The sequence below is a fragment of the Tenacibaculum sp. E3R01 genome (assembly GCF_003318185.1).
Taxonomy (GTDB): domain Bacteria; phylum Bacteroidota; class Bacteroidia; order Flavobacteriales; family Flavobacteriaceae; genus Polaribacter; species Polaribacter halocynthiae.
In genome coordinates, this window is the sequence record NZ_QOCC01000007.1 from 35425 (window position 1) to 53234 (window position 17810).

The following is a 17810-nucleotide window of genomic DNA, read 5'->3' on the forward strand; positions in this document are numbered from 1 at the left end:
AATCAAACTCCTTTATAATATATAAGAGAGTTTGATTCGTAGTTAATACAACTTATTTCATTTTTTTATGAATTCAATTGCACCTTCTGAAATAATAATTAAAGGAGCTAGAACAAATAATCTGAAAAATATTTCATTGAGAATTCCACATAACAAATTTATTGTGGTTAGTGGAGTATCTGGGTCAGGTAAATCAAGTCTAATTTCTGAAATAATAGCTAAAGAAGGTCAACGTAGGTACTTTGAAACATTACCATCTTTTGCAAGGCAGTTTTTAGGAAAGTTGAAAAGACCTGATGTAGATGAAATAGAAGGACTTTCTCCTGTTATTTTTATTGGACAGCAAACTGCAGGAATGCATGCACGTTCTACAGTAGGTACTATATCAGATATTTATGATTTGTTACGGTTGTTATTTGCAAGAACTGGTATTGGAACTGAAAATGTTGTATTGTCTCGTGCTCTTTTTTCGTTTAATTCTGAAGTTGGAAAGTGTAAACGTTGCAACGGAATAGGAAAAGAGGAACAAATCGATTTAAATAGCTTAATTACTTTTCCAAAAAGAACAATTAGAGAAGGTGCATTAGCTCCAACATTACCAAATGGGTATATTATGTACTCTCAAGTAACGATTGATGTACTTAACCATGTATGCAATTCTGAAGGGTTTAATGTCGATATTCCATGGAATGAATTAACAAAAAAACAGCAAGATGTTATTTTATATGGTAGTACTAAAATAAAAGTACCTTTTGGAAAGCATAGCCTCGAGTCTCGTTTAAAATGGACAGGTATCAAGGCTAAACCTCGTGAAGAAGGTTATTACAAAGGAATGATTCCGATTATGTCGGATATTTTAAAAAGAGATAGAAATGCTAATATTCTTAAATATGTACATGCTGTAATTTGTGAGGATTGTAATGGTAATCGATTAAATAAAACGGCTTTAAATGTACGTGTTCATGGAAAGTCAATAGCAGAAATTGTTACTTTAGAATTGACTGAGCTTAAATCATGGATAAAGACTAATTCTTGGGGTGATATTGCTACTGAAATTATAAAAAAAATTGAATCTCAAGTTAGTTTATTGGAAGATTTAGGATTGGGACATTTAACTATTGATCGTTCCACGTTTTCACTTCGTTCAAGTGAAATTCAACGTATTCGTGTAGTAAATCAAATGTTAACCCCATTGAGTAATGTTCTTTATATTTTTGATGAGCCTTCAATTGGATTACACAAAGAAGAAAATGAAAGGTTGATTTACCATTTTAAACAATTGGTAAAAAAAGGAAATACAGTTATTGTAGTAGAACATAATTTAAATACAATTACAAGTGCTGATCATATTATAGAGCTTGGACCCAAAGCTGGAGTTAATGGTGGTAAACTTGTTTTTAATGGTTCATTTTTAGAATTTATAAAGCAGAAAACATTAAAAGATGTTAGCCCAACATTCAGAGCTATAAATAAGAATTATTTACAGGTAGATTCAAAGAAAAAAACTAGAACAGATTTTATGCATCTTATAGGGTGTTATGAAAGAAATTTAAAGCATATAGATGTTAAGTTTCAATTTGGGAAATTGAATGTTGTTAGTGGTAAGTCAGGCTCTGGAAAAGCTAGTTTAGTAAAAGAAACATTAATCAAAGTTATTGAAGAAAAGTTAGAGAATAAAATTCAAAAATTACCAAAACTAGAAAGCTATAAAAATATTGAGAGTATTGATAAACTAGTTTATATTGATCATACTCCAATAGGAAAAACACCACGAAGTAATCCAGCTACTTATTTAGGCCTCTCTGATCATATTCGTGATATCTATGCAAAGCAGTCTGAATCAAAATTATTAGGATTTACCAAATCTCGTTTTTCATTTAATAACAAAGGGGGAAGGTGTGAAGTTTGTCAAGGTGCTGGAAAAACGCAAATAGGTATGCATTTTTTAGGTACTATTGATTTAATATGTGGTACCTGTAATGGAGATCGATTTAATAAAGAAACACTTCAAGTAACATATAATGGATTATCAATTGCCGATATTTATAGGTTATCGGTTAACGATGCTTTAAAATTTTTTGTAGGCGATAAAAAGATAACTCAAGGACTTGAAACACTAAAAGAAATTGGGCTTGGATATTTAACTTTAGGACATTCATCAACAACTCTTTCTGGAGGAGAGGCTCAGCGTATTAAAATTGCAAATCAGTTACAGAAAAAAGATACAGGTAATACATTATATGTTATAATTGAGCCAAGTATTGGTTTACATCAAGATGATATTGAATCACTTCTTAATTTATTTAAAGCTATTCAGAACAAGGGGAATACTATAGTTTGTGTTGAACAAAATCAAACAATTATAAGTGTTAGTGATTGGCATATTGAATTAGGACCTATTGGAGGTGTTAATGGTGGGAACATTCTTCATCAAGGTATTCCAAATCGTAATGAGGAATCACGTTATAATACAATCAATAATCAAATAGAAGAAACGATTATTTCTAATGATATAGTATTGAAAGGTGTAACAACTAACGGACTTAAAAATATAGATGTTCGTATTCCTAAAAATCAGTTAACTGTTGTAACTGGAGTTTCTGGAAGTGGAAAGTCATCTTTGGTATATGATACATTACTTGCTGAATCAAATGCTCGATTTACGGAATCATTGTCTACATATAATAGAAGTTTTTTAAAACAAAATAGTAATGCTGAGTTGGAATCTTTTTCAGGTTTAGGTCCAGCAATTGGAGTAAATAGAAGAGGGGGGACTACAAAGAGATCTACTGTTGGAACCTTGTCTGGTATTTATGACGCTTTTAGGTTATTGTATTCTAGAATTGCTCAGTATGAAAATAAAATATTTACAGCTCAACACTTTTCTTTTAATCATTATTTAGGAGCGTGTCAAAGTTGTGAAGGAATTGGTATGAAACTGAAATGTAATCCAGACGAAATAATTGTTTTTCCTGAAAAATCAATATTTGAAGGAGCAATTTCTATCAATAAAGCTATAGCTTATTATTCGGATGTAAATGGTCAGTATATGGCAATTCTTAATGAAGTTGCCAAACAAAATAAATGGAATTTACAACTTCCTTGGGAAGATTTGGATGCAGAGATTAAGAATGTAATTCTTTATGGAACAGGGGAAGAGATGTGGAGTCTTACATGGAACTTTAAAACTAAATCAAGATCAGGAACGCAAGAATTAAATGCTAAATGGTTAGGGTTATGCAATTATATTGATAGTGAATACCAAAGAAAAATTCATAATAAAAACAAGAAAAATTTAGAAGATTTATTACATGAAGTTGAATGTTATACATGTAAAGGAAGTCGGTTAAAAAATGAATTATTGCATGTAAAATTCCAAGGTAAAAATATTTATGAAATATCAAAACAGAGCATCGTATCTTGTTATGAATTGATTGAAAGTATACCTTCTAATCTTGATAAGGTTATACTGGAAATTAGTAAAGTAGTTTTACCAACTGTAAAAAAATCGTTAAGAACTATTATAGATTTAGGATTGGGTTATTTAAGTTTAGATAGATCGGTAACAACACTTTCAGGAGGAGAGCGTCAACGTATTACTTTAGCAGGTCAATTATCGAGCCATTTATATGGAGTAACTTATGTGTTGGATGAACCAACAATAGGACTAGATGATAAGCAAGTTACAGTTTTATCAAGAGTATTAAAAAAAATTGTAGCCAATGGAAATACTGTTGTAGTTGTAGAACATGATATTTCATTCATTAAAAAAACGGATTATATTATAGAAATGGGACCAGAAGCAGGTAGATTTGGAGGTGAAATAATATATCAAGGAAAGATTAATGGTATTAATAAAGTAAAGCAATCAATTACTAGAAGGTTATTTGAGTTAGATGAAAATATTATAGAAAAAGTATTTAATGAAAAAGGTAAGCCTTTTGAAATAAAAGGAGCTTTTGCTAATAATCTTAAAAAAATAGATGTAAAATTTTATTCAGGACAGGTAATAGCACTTACTGGTGTTTCTGGAAGTGGAAAATCTAGTCTAGTTAAAGAGGTATTATTTAACTCTTGGTTGAAAAAGAAACCAGTTAATTGTTATTCGTTACATGGGTTAAATCAATTTGACGATGTATTATTAATTGATCAGGAAATTCTGGTGCAAAATAGATTAGGTACCCCAGTAGTATACACTGGGATAATTGAGAGTTTAAAAAAGATATATTCAAGTACTGAGTTGGCTAAAAAAGAGGGGTTAAAAAAAGCAGATTTCTCTTATCAAAGTAAAAAAGGAAAATGTGAAACTTGCGCTGGGCATGGTAAGGTAAAAACCAGTATGGATTTTATGAGTGATATATGGTTTCTATGCGATACTTGTAAAGGTTTACGTTACAATCATACTATTCTAGCATGTAAGTATAAAGAGCATTCAATTGGTGAAGTGTTAAAAATGACTGTAGTTGAAGCGATCGATTTCTTTAAAACTGAAGAAATTATTTTGAAGCAATTACATATTTTGAAGAAAGTAGGAGTAGGGCATATAGTTTTAGGGCAATCTGGAAATACATTATCAGGTGGAGAATCTCAACGGTTAAAACTAGGAGTATCTATGATGCAAAAAAAGAAAGGGAAAACCTTATATCTTTTTGATGAGCCAAGTACTGGCCTTCATTATTTTGATAATTTACAATTAATAAGTGTTTTTCAATCGTTAATTAATAATGGAGATACCGTATTATTTATTGAACATAATAAAACTCTAATTAATTCTGCGGATAAAGTAATTAAATTAGGGCCTGGTAGTGGAGAAAAAGGAGGGATAGTGATCGATTAATATTTTTTTTAAACTATTAGTATTTAAGTAAGTTACTAGCTTAAGATAATGAGCTTCGTTCAATTTTCTCCATACGAGTGTATAAAATTTGTTCATTTACATGTAAAAGATTAATAAGATTAAGCGCTGTAAATATAGCAAGTCCAATAGTTCCTTCTTCATCATTATTAAACTCAATTTGTAGCTCAACATTATTGGTGTGATCATCATTTGATACTCCATCAGGATCATTCCAAGTACCTGTAACATTCATTTCTGTTACTGCCTTAAGAAAAGATAATGAGTCACTTTTACTTTTGGGTAACATGATTGTTAGTATTTCTTTCTGATTACGTTTTAAATCAACGTTAATAGTAATATCTCCATATAAAGATACATAAAGTATATCTTCAACTTTTTTAAGTAGCGTTTCTCCTTTTATTGACCTTTGCTGAACAGCTATAGAATTTAATCCCATTTTTGGAGGGTTTAATAGTAATTCAGATTCTTCTAAATTAGATCTATTGATTTTTTGATACTTACCTATAAAGTCACTTAACGTTTTACTATTATAGCCTATGTTTTTGATTCTAGTTAGGCGTTTTTTAAAGTTTTCAAAGTTGCTTTTTTGTTCATGTAAACTATGTTTTTCACATGTAAGAAATATGATTTGATCAATTAGCCAATCTTTATCTTTTTTCTCTAATTCTAATCGAATTTTCGCTTCTAATTCTGGAAATATATCGTTTTGAGCCTTTTTTATAATATTATTTATGCTATCCATTTGATCTATTTAGTATTGTTTTAAGAGTTTTTACTTTAACCTGTATGATACAGAGATTATTAGAATATCAATTATTAATTTATTGAGGTAATAGATTTTATTTGTGTCTAATTCTTTTAAATTCTGTAAAGGTTTATTAATAACAAACATGTGTATTTGTTAAGAGTTTAATAAGTAATTTTACTCGTTTCTTGTGTTTAGATATTCTTTTATTTCTTTTCTTAAATTTCCAATTTTTTTCTTTCTATTTTGAGAGGCACGGTATCTATCTGATTTACCAACTCCTATTTTCCATAAATAGCTTTTCAATAAATTCCTTTCTGTTTTTTTTAGCACTAAAGGTAATTTTATTCCAACTAATTTATAAGTTGTATCATATTTAAAATTTGGGGCAATAAATTGATTTATCCTATGAAAGTAGTTAGGCATAAATTTATATTCACTATGCTCTTCGTTAAATTTTCTAGCTAATTCATAGTCGACTTCATATAGATTTATAATTTTACTTCTAAGACTATCACTTTTAATAGTCTCCAAACCTTTAGATTTTAAAGATTCATATCCAGATTTGTTTTGAACAACTATGCTCTCTCTGGAAAAAAGATAATAGAACATTACTAAAGAATCATTTTTAATAGTTTTTCCATCAATGATGTCACTAAAATAGTTTAAGCCTCTAAAGGCAACTTTGAAATATTGCTCATCATTTGCAATATCTATGCTATCACGCTCTAAACCGTTATAAATTTCTTTAAGAATTTTATTTTCTGCAATATTATTTTTTCTTTCATCATTCCACCTGTCTAGCAAAAAGGCTAAAGTAACAGCTAGAAAAATAGAAAGGAATTCAAATAAGTATTTATTCCATTTTTTGAATTTAATTCGACTTTTCAATTTCAAGATTTGTGTTTTTATATTTGTTACTCTGGTAATTGTTTTAATAATTCTTATTACCCTATGTTTAGATGTTTTGTATTCCAATCTAAAGACTTATTAAAAATCAATAATTTTAAATTTTCAAGTTTTTTTGATTTCTTTATATCTGGGTTTTGTTTTTCCAAAACATTGATTAGTTTTTTCATTTCTTTTAATTTAACCATTGTAAAGTGTTCATTCCATATAACTGCTGTTCCAAATTTTACAATTCCATCAATATGATTATTCTCTATTGCTTTTTTTAAATTTTTCCAATCAGATTCAATTGTCATAAGATGACTTTTCTTTCTGTTATTAGACCAGAATAAGAATGATATGTATATTCCGATCAATATAATAAAGGTTAATAAAATAACAATATCTCCTTCCATAGTAGCTTTTTATTTTTTGAATGATTTTTCCAAAATAGTAAATTTAAGTATAAAAATATGTAGTTAAAAAAGAAAACGAGTAACTGTTTATTTTAATTACCCTTAATTCATTTCATTTTTTCCTCAATTCATTTCATAGCTATTTTAAAAACAACCTTCTCAAGGTACTTTTGAAGTGTTATTAATATTGAATTACTATTATTATGAAAACCATAGCAACATTTTTATTCATTTTTATTTGTTCAATTAGTTTTGGACAAACGTTTACAGGAAAAATAGTTGATAAACAAAACTTACCTATTTCATTTGCGAATATTATATTAAAAAACAAAGCAGATAATTCACTTATTACAGGTGTGATTTCTAACGAAAATGGAAAGTTTTCTATCAACTCAAAAAAGGAAAATGTGTATTTAGAAATTAGTTTTGTAGGTTTTATTACAAAAAAGATATATCCTACAAAATCGAGTATCGGAACAGTCGTTTTAAATGAGGAAGGACAACAACTACAAGAAGTAGTAATAACTGCTCGTAAAAAACTCATTGAACAAAAAGTAGATAGATTGGTTTTTAATATAGAGAATACAGTGGCTGGAACAGGGGGAACTGCCCTTGATGCATTAAAAACAACACCAAGTGTAAATGTAGATACAGATAAATTAGCTATTGTAGGTAAGGGAAATGTAAGAGTAATGGTAAATGATAGAATTATACAATTATCAGGAAGTGAACTAAATGCTTATTTGGGTACCATTGCGTCAGATGATATTAAAAATATAGAAGTGATTACAACACCTCCGTCGAAATATGATGCTGAAGGTAATAGTGGACTTATTAACATAGTTTTAAAAAAATCAAAAGAAAATAGCTGGAATAATCAATTAAGAACGTCTTATACGCAAGCAACATACGCGTTACTTAATATTGGAAACACATTTAATTACAATAAAAATAAAGTAAGTTTAATTGCTTCTTTAAATGGAACTAAAGGACATACTGCACAATTTAATCAATTTGATATTATTTATCCTTCAGCTTCAACAGTATCAAATCTTGATATGAAAAATAAAGAAAATGTAATATCAGGTAGGTTAGGTTTAGATTACAGTTTAACAGATAATGCTACTGTAGGAGTTTTATACTCAGGCTCGTCTGAGGATAAAGGTATAAAAGATGGTGGAAGAACATTAATTAATGATGGAAATGGGACCTATACAGTTAATAAAGGTAATGCAGATACGAAAAATATGAACCATTCAATAAATGCTCATTACATCCAAAAATTAGATACTCTAGGTAGAAAGCTATCTATTGATGTTGATTATTTTAATTATAATAATTCTTCTAATAGAGTTTTTAGCAGTGAACAATTTATTACAAATCAAAGCTATTTTGAAGCGAAAAACAGCATAAATCAAAATATTAAAAATTATAGCGGGAGAATAGATATAGAGCACCCAAGTAAGTGGGCGAATTTTTCATACGGAGTTAAAACAACATTTACTAAAACAGATAGCGATGTAGCTTTTTACAATACTACTACTGGTGCACCTATTTTTGATCCAACGCAAAGCAATACATTTATGTATTCTGAAAACATAAATGCATTATATGCAGATATGTCTAAACCATTAAGCGAAAAATGGCAATTAAAAATGGGGCTTCGTTTTGAAAATACTAGAACAAAAGGAGTTTCAAAAACAAATAATCAAACTGATATTAACTCGTATAACAAACTATTTCCATCAGTTTTTTTAGGGTATAACCCTAGTAGAACAAACATGTTTAATTTGAGTTATAGTAGAAGAATTCAACGACCTAGTTTTGAGCGTTTAAATCCATTTCGTTTTTATATTAATCCTATTTCATATCAAGAAGGGAATCCGTTTTTAAAACCTCAAATTTCTGAAAATTTTGAGTTAAAGCATATTTACAAAGGAAAATTGATAAGTAAAGCATTTGTAAGTTATGTTGATAACGGTTATTTTAATATTATTAAAGCTGAAGATGGAGCGCAGCAAAGAATAGTAGTAACATTTGATAATTTTTATACCGCTTATAATTACGGAATATCTGAAACTTTTATATACAATCCAACGAAATGGTGGAATACAACAACTCAAGCTGCTTTATCAAAAATGGATACCCGTTATAAAGATGGATTTAATTTAGACGCTAAGTTATTAAGTGGTTGGAACTTTCAATTTTATAATAGAAATACGTTTCATTTAAATGAAGCAAAAACTGTACAAGCAGAAGCTACATTTATTTATGCTTCTCCACAAAAATTAATGTATTTTTCAACAACTGAAATGGTTAACTTAGATTTAGGATTAAAGTTTTCATTATTAGATAAAAAACTAAACTGTACTCTTGCTATAAATGATATTTTAAAACTAAGAGCAACAAGCGTTAACACTAAAACGAACGGAATAAACCAAACATATTATAACTATTTTGATACGCAAAGTGTAAAAATTAGTTTAAACTATAGTTTTGGAAATAAAAAAATTAAAGTTAGGCAACGTAGTTCAGGTAATTCAGAAGAACAAAATAGAGCTAAAAAATAATAACTTATAATAAAGCGATTTAAACAATTAAATATTTTTTAAAAGCTTTTTTTAAACTAAAAATGTATTTTGTAATTCTAAAAATTCTAAAGAAGTGAAAATTTTCAATCAAAAAATAAATATAAAACAAGTTTTAGTAGTCATAGTATTATTGTTATTTGGTAATTCTGGTAAAATTTATTTGTTACATAATGTGCGAGTTAATAGCGATATTGATTTTTATGACTATTTCGATCACGTTTCTGTTTTTCTATTCTCCTTAGTTTCGTTAATTTCTGTAATTGTTTCATGGAAAGTTATTAATAAAATAGACATAACAAATACAATTTTAAAATTTGTAAAGGTTTATATTTTATCATTTTTGTTATTTGTTACTGTGGGGGTTATTATCGATTATGTTCTTTTAGGTATTATAATGAATAGTAAAGAATATAATTTTATAATTAGATTTATAAATACAATGTCCGTTGCTTTTATACTTGTTGATATTTTTGCGCTTACTTCAGCATTTTTATATTTCAGGCAATCTCAAAAAACAACATTAGAATTAGAACAAACAGAAAAAGAAAAGGCAGTATTACAATCTCAAATGTTACAAAAGAATCTAGAACCACATTTTTTATTTAATAATTTAAGCGTTTTATCTGGTTTAGCAAGAAAAAATCCAGGCCAAATAGAAGGTTTTATTGATGATTTTTCGGATGTGTATCGTTATTATTTAAACCATGGAAAAAAACAATTGGTTGAGTTAAAAGATGAGTTGTCATTCTTAATAAGTTATATGAATTTAATGGAAAAACGTTTTGGAAATACTTATCAAATTAAAAATAATATAGAAAATACTGATGGTTTTATTATTCCGTGTTCATTACAGTTGTGTGTTGAAAATGCAATAAAACATAATAAGGCAAGTGAAAAAAATCCACTATTTATTTATCTTTCATTAAAAGAAAATAGAATTATAATAAAAAACAAACTAAATAAAGTTGATTTTACACTTGGTACAGGAACGGGAAATGATTATTTAAAACGCCAATATCAACTAAATTTTAACAAAAATGTTATTTTTACAGAAACTGATAATGAATTTACTGTTAAAATACCGCTAATTTCTGAAGTATGAAAGTATTAATTATTGAAGACGAGTCTATTAATATCGAAATTATTACTGATCATATTCTTCGATACAATGACAAAATTGAAATAGTAACTTCGTTACAAAGTAAAGAAGAAGTAGAAAATTGGTATGAAACTAATGGACAAGTTGATTTAGTGTTTTCTGATATTGAGTTGTTAGATGGAAATGTATTTTCTTTATTGAAAACTAGTATTATTAAATGTCCAATTATTTTTACAACTGCCTATAATACTTTTTACCAAGATGCTTTTGATGTAAACGGAATAGCTTATTTATTAAAACCTATAAGCTACAATAAGTTTTGTAAAGCAATGGAAAAGTTTAATAATTTACAAAGTAAAGAAGTTGATTGGACGAAAATATCTGAAGCTATTCATGGATTGAACAATAATTACAAAGAACGTATTATTGTAAAAACTAAAACAGAATTAAAAATTTTAAGCACAAAAAATACTGGAGCAATTTTATCTAATTCAGGTAGATGTATTGCAATTGATGAAAACGGAAAAGAAAATGAATTTCGCTATAAATTATCTGATTTAATAAAAGAGTTAAATCCAAAAGAGTTTTTCCAAATTAATCGGGGAGAAATTGTAAATATCAATTTCATTGAGAAAATAGAACCTTACTTTGGAGATAGGCTGGCCGTTTCGATTAAAAAATACAAACAACATTTAATTACAAGTGCATCTTCAACAAGTGAGTTTAGAAAATGGATTGAGTAAAAATTTTTAGTTTAAGAGTTTAATTTCAGATTCATATATAATGACTTTTACTCATACTTAGATTTTTGAATATAAAAGCAAAATATTACACAAGAGATTTATAATAAAAATGGTTGTCAAAATTATCTACAGTAAAGTAGTTGGAAGGTTTAGTACCAGAAAGTAAAAAGAAATCTTTTATAAAATGACTTTGATCATAATACCCGTTATCTAAGGCTATGTGTAAATAATGAGTGTTTTTACTTAAAAGAACTTGTTTAACAGTGTTTTGTAATCGAGTAATACGTTGAAACTTTTTTGAAGTTATGCCAAAATGTTGTTTAAAATTTCGTTCAAATTGACGATAACTTAAACTGGTATTGCAAGCTAATTCTTGTAAATTAATAGTGTTGAAGTTTTTATATAAAGAAGTAATAACTCCATCCCAATTAGTGGTCTCCTTAATTTGATGTTTTGATAATTTTGATAATAAAAATCGTTCAATCAATTGTATTTTATCATTAATTTCTGATGTTTCTTGTAATTTGTTTATAAGTGTTTTACCAGAATTTTTCCATAAATCTTCAACCGATAAATAACTATTTATAATTTCTGTGTGTCCTAAAGGACTAAAGTGCCTAAATGCACCACTTTTAAATCGTACAGCAATGTAATTTACCTTAGAATTAGTATTTATTTTTAAGTGTTCTCTGGGGCAAAGAATATGTGCTTGACTTAAAGTTTGGTTATTAATATTGAATGATTCGTTTATGTGAAAAAGTAATTCTAATCCTGTACCAGGTAAAATTAAAGGAAGCTTTTCAAATTGTTTACAAATAAAATACCTATCAACATAAGATGATAGGTTTTTTGATGGTTTGTAATATTTTTTATTCACGTTTATTTTTAATAAATATTAATGACAGGCTCTTTACTAAGTAAAGAAGAAATATCATTTAAAAAAGCATTAAAATGAAAAGATGTATTGTGTAGTTTTACTGCTTTTTCATTTTGATATTTCTCATAAAATAAAAAGTTACTTTTATTATAAACGTCATTTAATAATTGATAGGTAATACATCCTTCTTCTTGATTGCTTGTTTTTACCATTTCACTTGCTAGTTTTAAAAAGATAGCTATTTGATTTTCTTTTACTGTTATTTGTGCTATTATAATTTTTTCCATGAGTCAAAAATAATTTAGCAATAAAAGAAAGTATAGTAAAAAAACGACATTGATTATAAAAGTTAATTAATTTTCTTTTGCCTTTATGAAGTCTGAAATTAAATAACTAATAAATTTACCAACTTGTACAGCAGCTGTAGGCTCGTTTTTAACGCTAGGTGCACCTTCACATATATGAATATAAGAAGCATTGTTGTTTTTAGCAAAACTATAAACAAACTGCCGTGTTTGCTGAGGTGTAAAACCAGTAGGTGTCATGGCACTACTAGGAAAATGTTGAACGCAATCTAAATCTATTTCAATACCAAAAGGTTTATTATCAATAAAATTTATAGCTCGTTGTAATTCATTTTTAAAATTAGCAATAGCGTATACTTCTAATTCTTCAAAAGTATTATACTCTAGTTTCATGTTATTATGAATCATATCAAAAACATATTGAGGAGTATAGTTTTCATGCAAACCAAACATAAAATATTTATCGAGATAGTTTTCGTGTAAAGCATATGAAAAACCATTACCACTGTGACGTTCTTCTAAACGACGTAAATCAGTGTGGGCATCTAAATTAATAACATTTACAGCTTGTTTACTAGCTTCTGACAGTCCTTTGATATTCCCAAATGCATTGTTATGGCCACCTCCAATTATAATTGGTGTCTTACCACATTCAATAATTAACTGTACAATGTTAGATACTTCTTTGTCAATTTTTTTAACTAGTAAATCGCCTTTTTCTCTATCCTCACTATCAAAATTTATGACATCATCTAAGCAATCTAAATATCCTAAAACGAGTATTTTATTTCCGTCAATAAATTGATTTTGCTGAGTGTTTAAAAAAGCTTTTATAGCAGGAATAAACGATGTATGTGCACCACCATTACCACCATTCATACGAACACCAATATCTTCTGGTATACCAAGAATAACAAAATTTGTTGGTGAATCATTTAATTCTTCTCTTATTTTTTTTTTTGAATTAATTACTGAAACACATTCTCCTAATTTAGTTTCACCATTTCTAGTATTAGTGAAATTAGCAATTGCTTGTTGTGTAAAAAGATGTAGCATTTTTATATTTTTTCACCGTTAATATATACAGAATCGATTAAGTTAGAACCGAAGCTATAAGGTATAAAACCATACGAAGGAATTTCTTTAGTAATAATAAAGTTTGCTTTTTTACCTTTAGTAATACTTCCTACTTTATCTGCTAAATTCATAGCGTAAGCACCATTAATAGTTGCTGCATTAATAGCCTCTTCTGGAGTCATTTTCATTTTAATACATGCTGTAGCTACAACAAAATTCATGTTTCCAGAAGGTGTTGACCCTGGATTAAAATCAGTAGCTAAAGCTAATGGAAGATTGGCATTTATAATATCACGAGCTGGTGTATAAGGAATACTTAAAAAATAAGAACATGAAGGTAGTGCTACTGGCATTGTTTCTGATCCTTGAAGTGCTTCAATATCTTTATTATTCATTACCTCTAAATGGTCAACAGATATTGCATTCTGTTTTACACTCATTGCTACACCCCCTATTGTTGTAAATTGATTAACATGTACTTTAGGTGTTAAACCGTATTTTTTTGCAGCAGTTAAAACTTTATCGGTATCTTCAACTGAGAAATAACCAGTTTCACAAAAAGCATCAACGAATTCAGCTAAGTTTTCTTCTGCAATTTTAGGTAACATCTCGTTAATAATTAAATTAATGTAGCCTTCTTTATTGTTTTTATATTCTGATGGAAAAGCATGAGCTCCTAAAAAGGTAGCTTTAATAGGTAGCTTATAATTTTCCTTTAACTTTTTAATTACACGAAGCATCTTTAATTCAGCATCAACAGTTAATCCGTAGCCAGATTTAATTTCAACAGCTCCAGTACCTAAAGCGATAACTTCTTCTAAACGTTTTGAAGATTGTTTGTAAAGGTCTTCTTCTGAAGTAGATTGTAGTTTTTTAGCAGAATTTAAAATACCTCCACCATTATTGGCTATTTCTTCGTAGCTTAAACCATTAATTCTATCAACAAATTCTTGTTCTCGATTACCTGCATATACAATGTGAGTATGTGAATCACACCAAGTTGGTAAAATCATTTTTCCTTCACAATCAATAATATTATCTGTAGAAGAAGGAATGTTTTCCATGCTTCCATAATCAATAATAATGTCATTTTCAATAAGTAAGAAAGCATTTTTTAAAGTAGGTAAAACATTCATGTCTTTACCTGCTACTTTTTTTACACTGTTTTCACGTATCTGTATTAATTCCTTGATGTTTATTAATAAAGTTGTCATAGGTAGCTTCAAATTTTACTAGACAAACTTACATTAAAAAGTACAAATTATGATATGTTTTTTTGATTACTAGACACTATTTTTTGTAATTTTAATTAAAAGTTACTTTCTGTTTTTTTATAAAAAAAAGAAACTTATAAACCCTTAGATGGTTTATAAGCTTCGGAAAAATTAAAACATACCATTATTATGAGCCATTTTTTTTGGAATCTCTTGAATAACATCCCAGTGCTCAACAATTTTAGAATTTTTTAACCTGAATAAATCATAAAAGGCATGAGGTTTATTATGCCATTCTCCTTCACTTATAGTTAACACAAAATTACCTTCACCTAAAATTTTATGAACTTTCTTGTATACAAACATGTCATTTTGAGAAACTAAATAATCAATAGCTTTTCCAAGTCCGTCTAATCCGTCTGCAATATTTGTATTATGTTGATAGTATTTTTCAGTACTAATATAGTTAGTTATTTTATTAGGATTATTACCAAATAAAACATCATTAATAAAATTTTCTACAATTTTTTTGTTATCCTGAGTTTTATTTAGGTCGGTAATTTCAGTCATTCCATCAAATTGACTTCTTCCACTTGTTGTTGTTTTAACAATAGGAGACACCGCATCCCAATGTTCGGTAACTTTTTCCTCATCTATTTTCCAAACATCAAAAGTAACTACTTCTTTGGCACCAAAAGCTTCAGCATTATTATAAGTATTATGCATTACAATATAGTTGTTGTCTTGTAGCATACGATGTGTTTTACTGGTAGTACCTGCTTTTTTTAGTATCGGTAAAAACTCGAGTACAGGTCCAATACCAGTAGGAATATTAGGGTTGTGTTGAATGTAATTTTTTGAAAAATATTTTTTAATACCTTCTTCATTATAGGTACTAAAAAAAGCTTCTTGAGCTTTTTTTGCTGTGTTTTTTAAATTTTTACTCTCCATTTTTTTTGTTTTTTTAGAATTTGAATTTGATTCTTTAACTGTATTGCAACCAATTATAAGTACTAAGAAAATAGTAGATAAAATTATAGATATAGTTCTCATTTTGTATAATTATTTATAGTTAATAATTGATTGCAAAGATGAGATGACTTCGTTGTTAAGAAGCTATAGAAAAACTTCTAAAAACTGTAAAAATGGGAAAGTTACTTGTTTTTACTTCTAAAGAGATCAGGTGATAGGTTAGTTTTACGTTTAAAGTATTTGTAGAAATTTGTACTTTCTTCAAATCCAGAAAGATAAGCTACTTTTTTTATAGGGTATTCAGTGTTTAATAATAAACGTTTGATTTGTTTAATGTAGATATTATCAATGAATTTTTTGGCAGATTGATTAACAATACTTTTTGTGATAGTATTTAAGGTTTTTGTAGAGATAGCCATCTCTTGAGCATAATAGTTAACTTTAGAATGTTTTATCACACTTTTTTCTACTAATTTTTGTAGTAGAATAAAATCATTTAAGTATTTTTTATTTTTGACTATCTGGTTGTTTTTTGATTTTATTCTATATAATTGAGTGATAAGAATATGAAGTAAACTTCTAATAATGCTTAAAGAATAACTATCGCTAATAGATAAATATTCATTCTGAATTTTTAAAATAATTTCGTTAATATCATTCAATTGCTTCTCTGTTAATTGTATTTTAGGATTACCTAATAATTCATTAAAGAGCTGTATAATTTTTTGATTCTCTATTTCTTCAAGATAAGTTACCAGAAAATTATCTGTAAAGAGAAGTAAATTACCTTTTACATTTTCATTAACATGGAATTTATGAATTTGATCTTTTCTAATAGTTAGTAAAGTTCCTTTTTGATAATCATAATCTGTAAAATCTATGGTGTGTTTTCCTGAATCTTGTTGTACTAGAACTATCATATAAAATTCAACTATTTGTAATTCTCTAATTGAATTGTCTAAATCTTCTCTTTTAAATAAATCTTCAAGTTGAAGTATATCAAATTCCGAATTAGGATTTTGTTGATTATTAAATTTTATATGAATAGGAAGCTTTTCCATTACACAATAGTAGTATAATTGTTTTAAAATTAAATACAACTACAATTATTTAATCTTGATTTTTATGATTATAACTTATGTAAAAAATACCCATAAGATAGTTTTTATATTTAAATTTTAAATTCTCTTTGCCTTTTGGCCTCAAAAGTTAATATAGCAGCTGCTACAGATACATTCATAGAGTCTATTTCTCCTTGCATTGGGATGTTAATATTTTGAGTTGCTACGTCTCTCCAAATTTGAGTAAGTCCTGTTGCTTCGGTTCCAACAGCTATGGCTGTAGGTTTGGTATAATCATTTTTATGATACTCATTTGAATTTTGAAGAGTAGCGCTATAAATATGTATGTTTTTATTCTTCAAAAAATTAGAAACATCTTCAGAGCTACCAACCGCTATTTGATTTGTAAATAAACACCCTACACTAGATCGAATAATATTTGGATTAAACATATCAGTTTTAGGATTAGCTATAAAAACAGCGTCTAATTTTGCGGCATCTGCAGTTCGTAACATTGCTCCTAAATTTCCAGGTTTTTCAATTCCTTCCAGTACTAAAATAAGTGGAGTAGGAGTGTTAAATTCAATGTTATCTAACTTAAACTCTTTTGTTTTTACTACTGCGATTACTCCTTCAGTAGAATCTCTATAAGCTAGTTTTTGATATACCTCTTTTGTTATTTCTATATATTTTGAAGTAGGTATATTTAATAGTATAGCTTTTTCTTTAGAAAAAACTTCAGCTACAAATAAAATAGAGTCTATTTCATAATTTCCTTTAAGAACTAAAGAAATTTCACGTTGGCCTTCTACTAAAAAAAGCCCTTTTTTCTTTCGTTCACGTGATTTATCTTGTAATTTTAATAGATCTTTTATGTATGAATTCTGTATACTACTAATTATTTTCATTTTGCAAAAATACTATTATGTTTTATAAAAAAAAACGCTATTCTTTTTAAGGAATA

General features: G+C 27.7%; 14 protein-coding genes. 4 read left to right on the forward strand and 10 right to left on the reverse strand.

Annotated elements, in window-relative coordinates:
- Positions 1-67: 67 nt before the first annotated feature.
- Complete coding sequence (locus DS884_RS00295) at positions 68-4837, forward strand: excinuclease ABC subunit UvrA (protein WP_113785338.1); 4770 nt, start codon at positions 68-70, stop codon at positions 4835-4837.
- A gap of 40 nt (positions 4838-4877) precedes the next feature.
- Here DS884_RS00295 and DS884_RS00300 read toward each other — a convergent pair whose 3' ends face one another.
- From DS884_RS00300 to DS884_RS00310, 3 genes are all read right to left on the reverse strand, one after another.
- Positions 4878-5600: a hypothetical protein gene (locus DS884_RS00300; RefSeq protein ID WP_113785339.1), complete on the reverse strand. Its 723-nt coding sequence runs from the start codon at positions 5598-5600 to the stop codon at positions 4878-4880.
- A gap of 180 nt (positions 5601-5780) precedes the next feature.
- Positions 5781-6500 (reverse strand): hypothetical protein, encoded by a 720-nt coding sequence (locus tag DS884_RS00305; RefSeq protein ID WP_147239342.1) that lies wholly within the window; start codon positions 6498-6500, stop codon positions 5781-5783.
- 50 nt (positions 6501-6550) lie between these two features.
- Positions 6551-6907: a hypothetical protein gene (locus DS884_RS00310; protein ID WP_113785341.1), complete on the reverse strand. Its 357-nt coding sequence runs from the start codon at positions 6905-6907 to the stop codon at positions 6551-6553.
- Between the two features lie 203 nt (positions 6908-7110).
- Between DS884_RS00310 and DS884_RS00315 the strand changes: the two genes are divergently transcribed.
- The 3 genes from DS884_RS00315 to DS884_RS00325 all read left to right on the forward strand — a co-directional run bounded on the left by DS884_RS00315 (position 7111) and on the right by DS884_RS00325 (position 11340).
- Positions 7111-9477 carry an outer membrane beta-barrel family protein gene (locus DS884_RS00315; protein ID WP_113785342.1) on the forward strand — a complete coding sequence of 789 codons (2367 nt, stop codon included), beginning with the start codon at positions 7111-7113 and terminating at the stop codon, positions 9475-9477.
- A gap of 94 nt (positions 9478-9571) precedes the next feature.
- Entirely contained in the window at positions 9572-10600 is a 1029-nt protein-coding gene (locus DS884_RS00320; protein ID WP_113785343.1) for a sensor histidine kinase, read from the forward strand.
- Positions 10597-11340 carry a LytR/AlgR family response regulator transcription factor gene (locus DS884_RS00325; protein WP_113785344.1) on the forward strand — a complete coding sequence of 248 codons (744 nt, stop codon included), beginning with the start codon at positions 10597-10599 and terminating at the stop codon, positions 11338-11340. Before DS884_RS00320 ends, DS884_RS00325 begins: the two co-directional genes overlap by 4 nt.
- Positions 11341-11425: 85 nt before the next feature.
- Here DS884_RS00325 and DS884_RS00330 read toward each other — a convergent pair whose 3' ends face one another.
- The 7 genes from DS884_RS00330 to DS884_RS00360 all read right to left on the reverse strand — a co-directional run bounded on the left by DS884_RS00330 (position 11426) and on the right by DS884_RS00360 (position 17754).
- The gene (locus DS884_RS00330; protein WP_158530798.1) at positions 11426-12217 is read right to left on the reverse strand and encodes a helix-turn-helix domain-containing protein; all 792 of its coding nucleotides are present in this window, start codon (positions 12215-12217) and stop codon (positions 11426-11428) included.
- Positions 12218-12225: 8 nt separating this feature from the next.
- The gene (locus DS884_RS00335; protein ID WP_113785346.1) at positions 12226-12504 is read right to left on the reverse strand and encodes a putative quinol monooxygenase; all 279 of its coding nucleotides are present in this window, start codon (positions 12502-12504) and stop codon (positions 12226-12228) included.
- 66 nt (positions 12505-12570) lie between these two features.
- A complete protein-coding gene (locus DS884_RS00340) occupies positions 12571-13578 on the reverse strand; it encodes a formimidoylglutamase (protein ID WP_113785347.1) in 1008 nt (335 codons plus the stop codon).
- 2 nt (positions 13579-13580) lie between these two features.
- Positions 13581-14813 carry an imidazolonepropionase gene (hutI, locus tag DS884_RS00345; RefSeq protein ID WP_113785348.1) on the reverse strand — a complete coding sequence of 411 codons (1233 nt, stop codon included), beginning with the start codon at positions 14811-14813 and terminating at the stop codon, positions 13581-13583.
- A 171-nt stretch (positions 14814-14984) separates the two neighbouring features.
- Positions 14985-15866, reverse strand: coding sequence for a hypothetical protein (locus DS884_RS00350; protein WP_113785349.1), 882 nt, complete (start codon positions 15864-15866; stop codon positions 14985-14987).
- A gap of 101 nt (positions 15867-15967) precedes the next feature.
- The gene (locus tag DS884_RS00355; RefSeq protein WP_113785350.1) at positions 15968-16846 is read right to left on the reverse strand and encodes an AraC family transcriptional regulator; all 879 of its coding nucleotides are present in this window, start codon (positions 16844-16846) and stop codon (positions 15968-15970) included.
- Between the two features lie 110 nt (positions 16847-16956).
- A complete protein-coding gene (locus tag DS884_RS00360; RefSeq protein WP_113785351.1) occupies positions 16957-17754 on the reverse strand; it encodes a TrmH family RNA methyltransferase in 798 nt (265 codons plus the stop codon).
- Between the last annotated feature and the right edge of the window lie 56 nt (positions 17755-17810).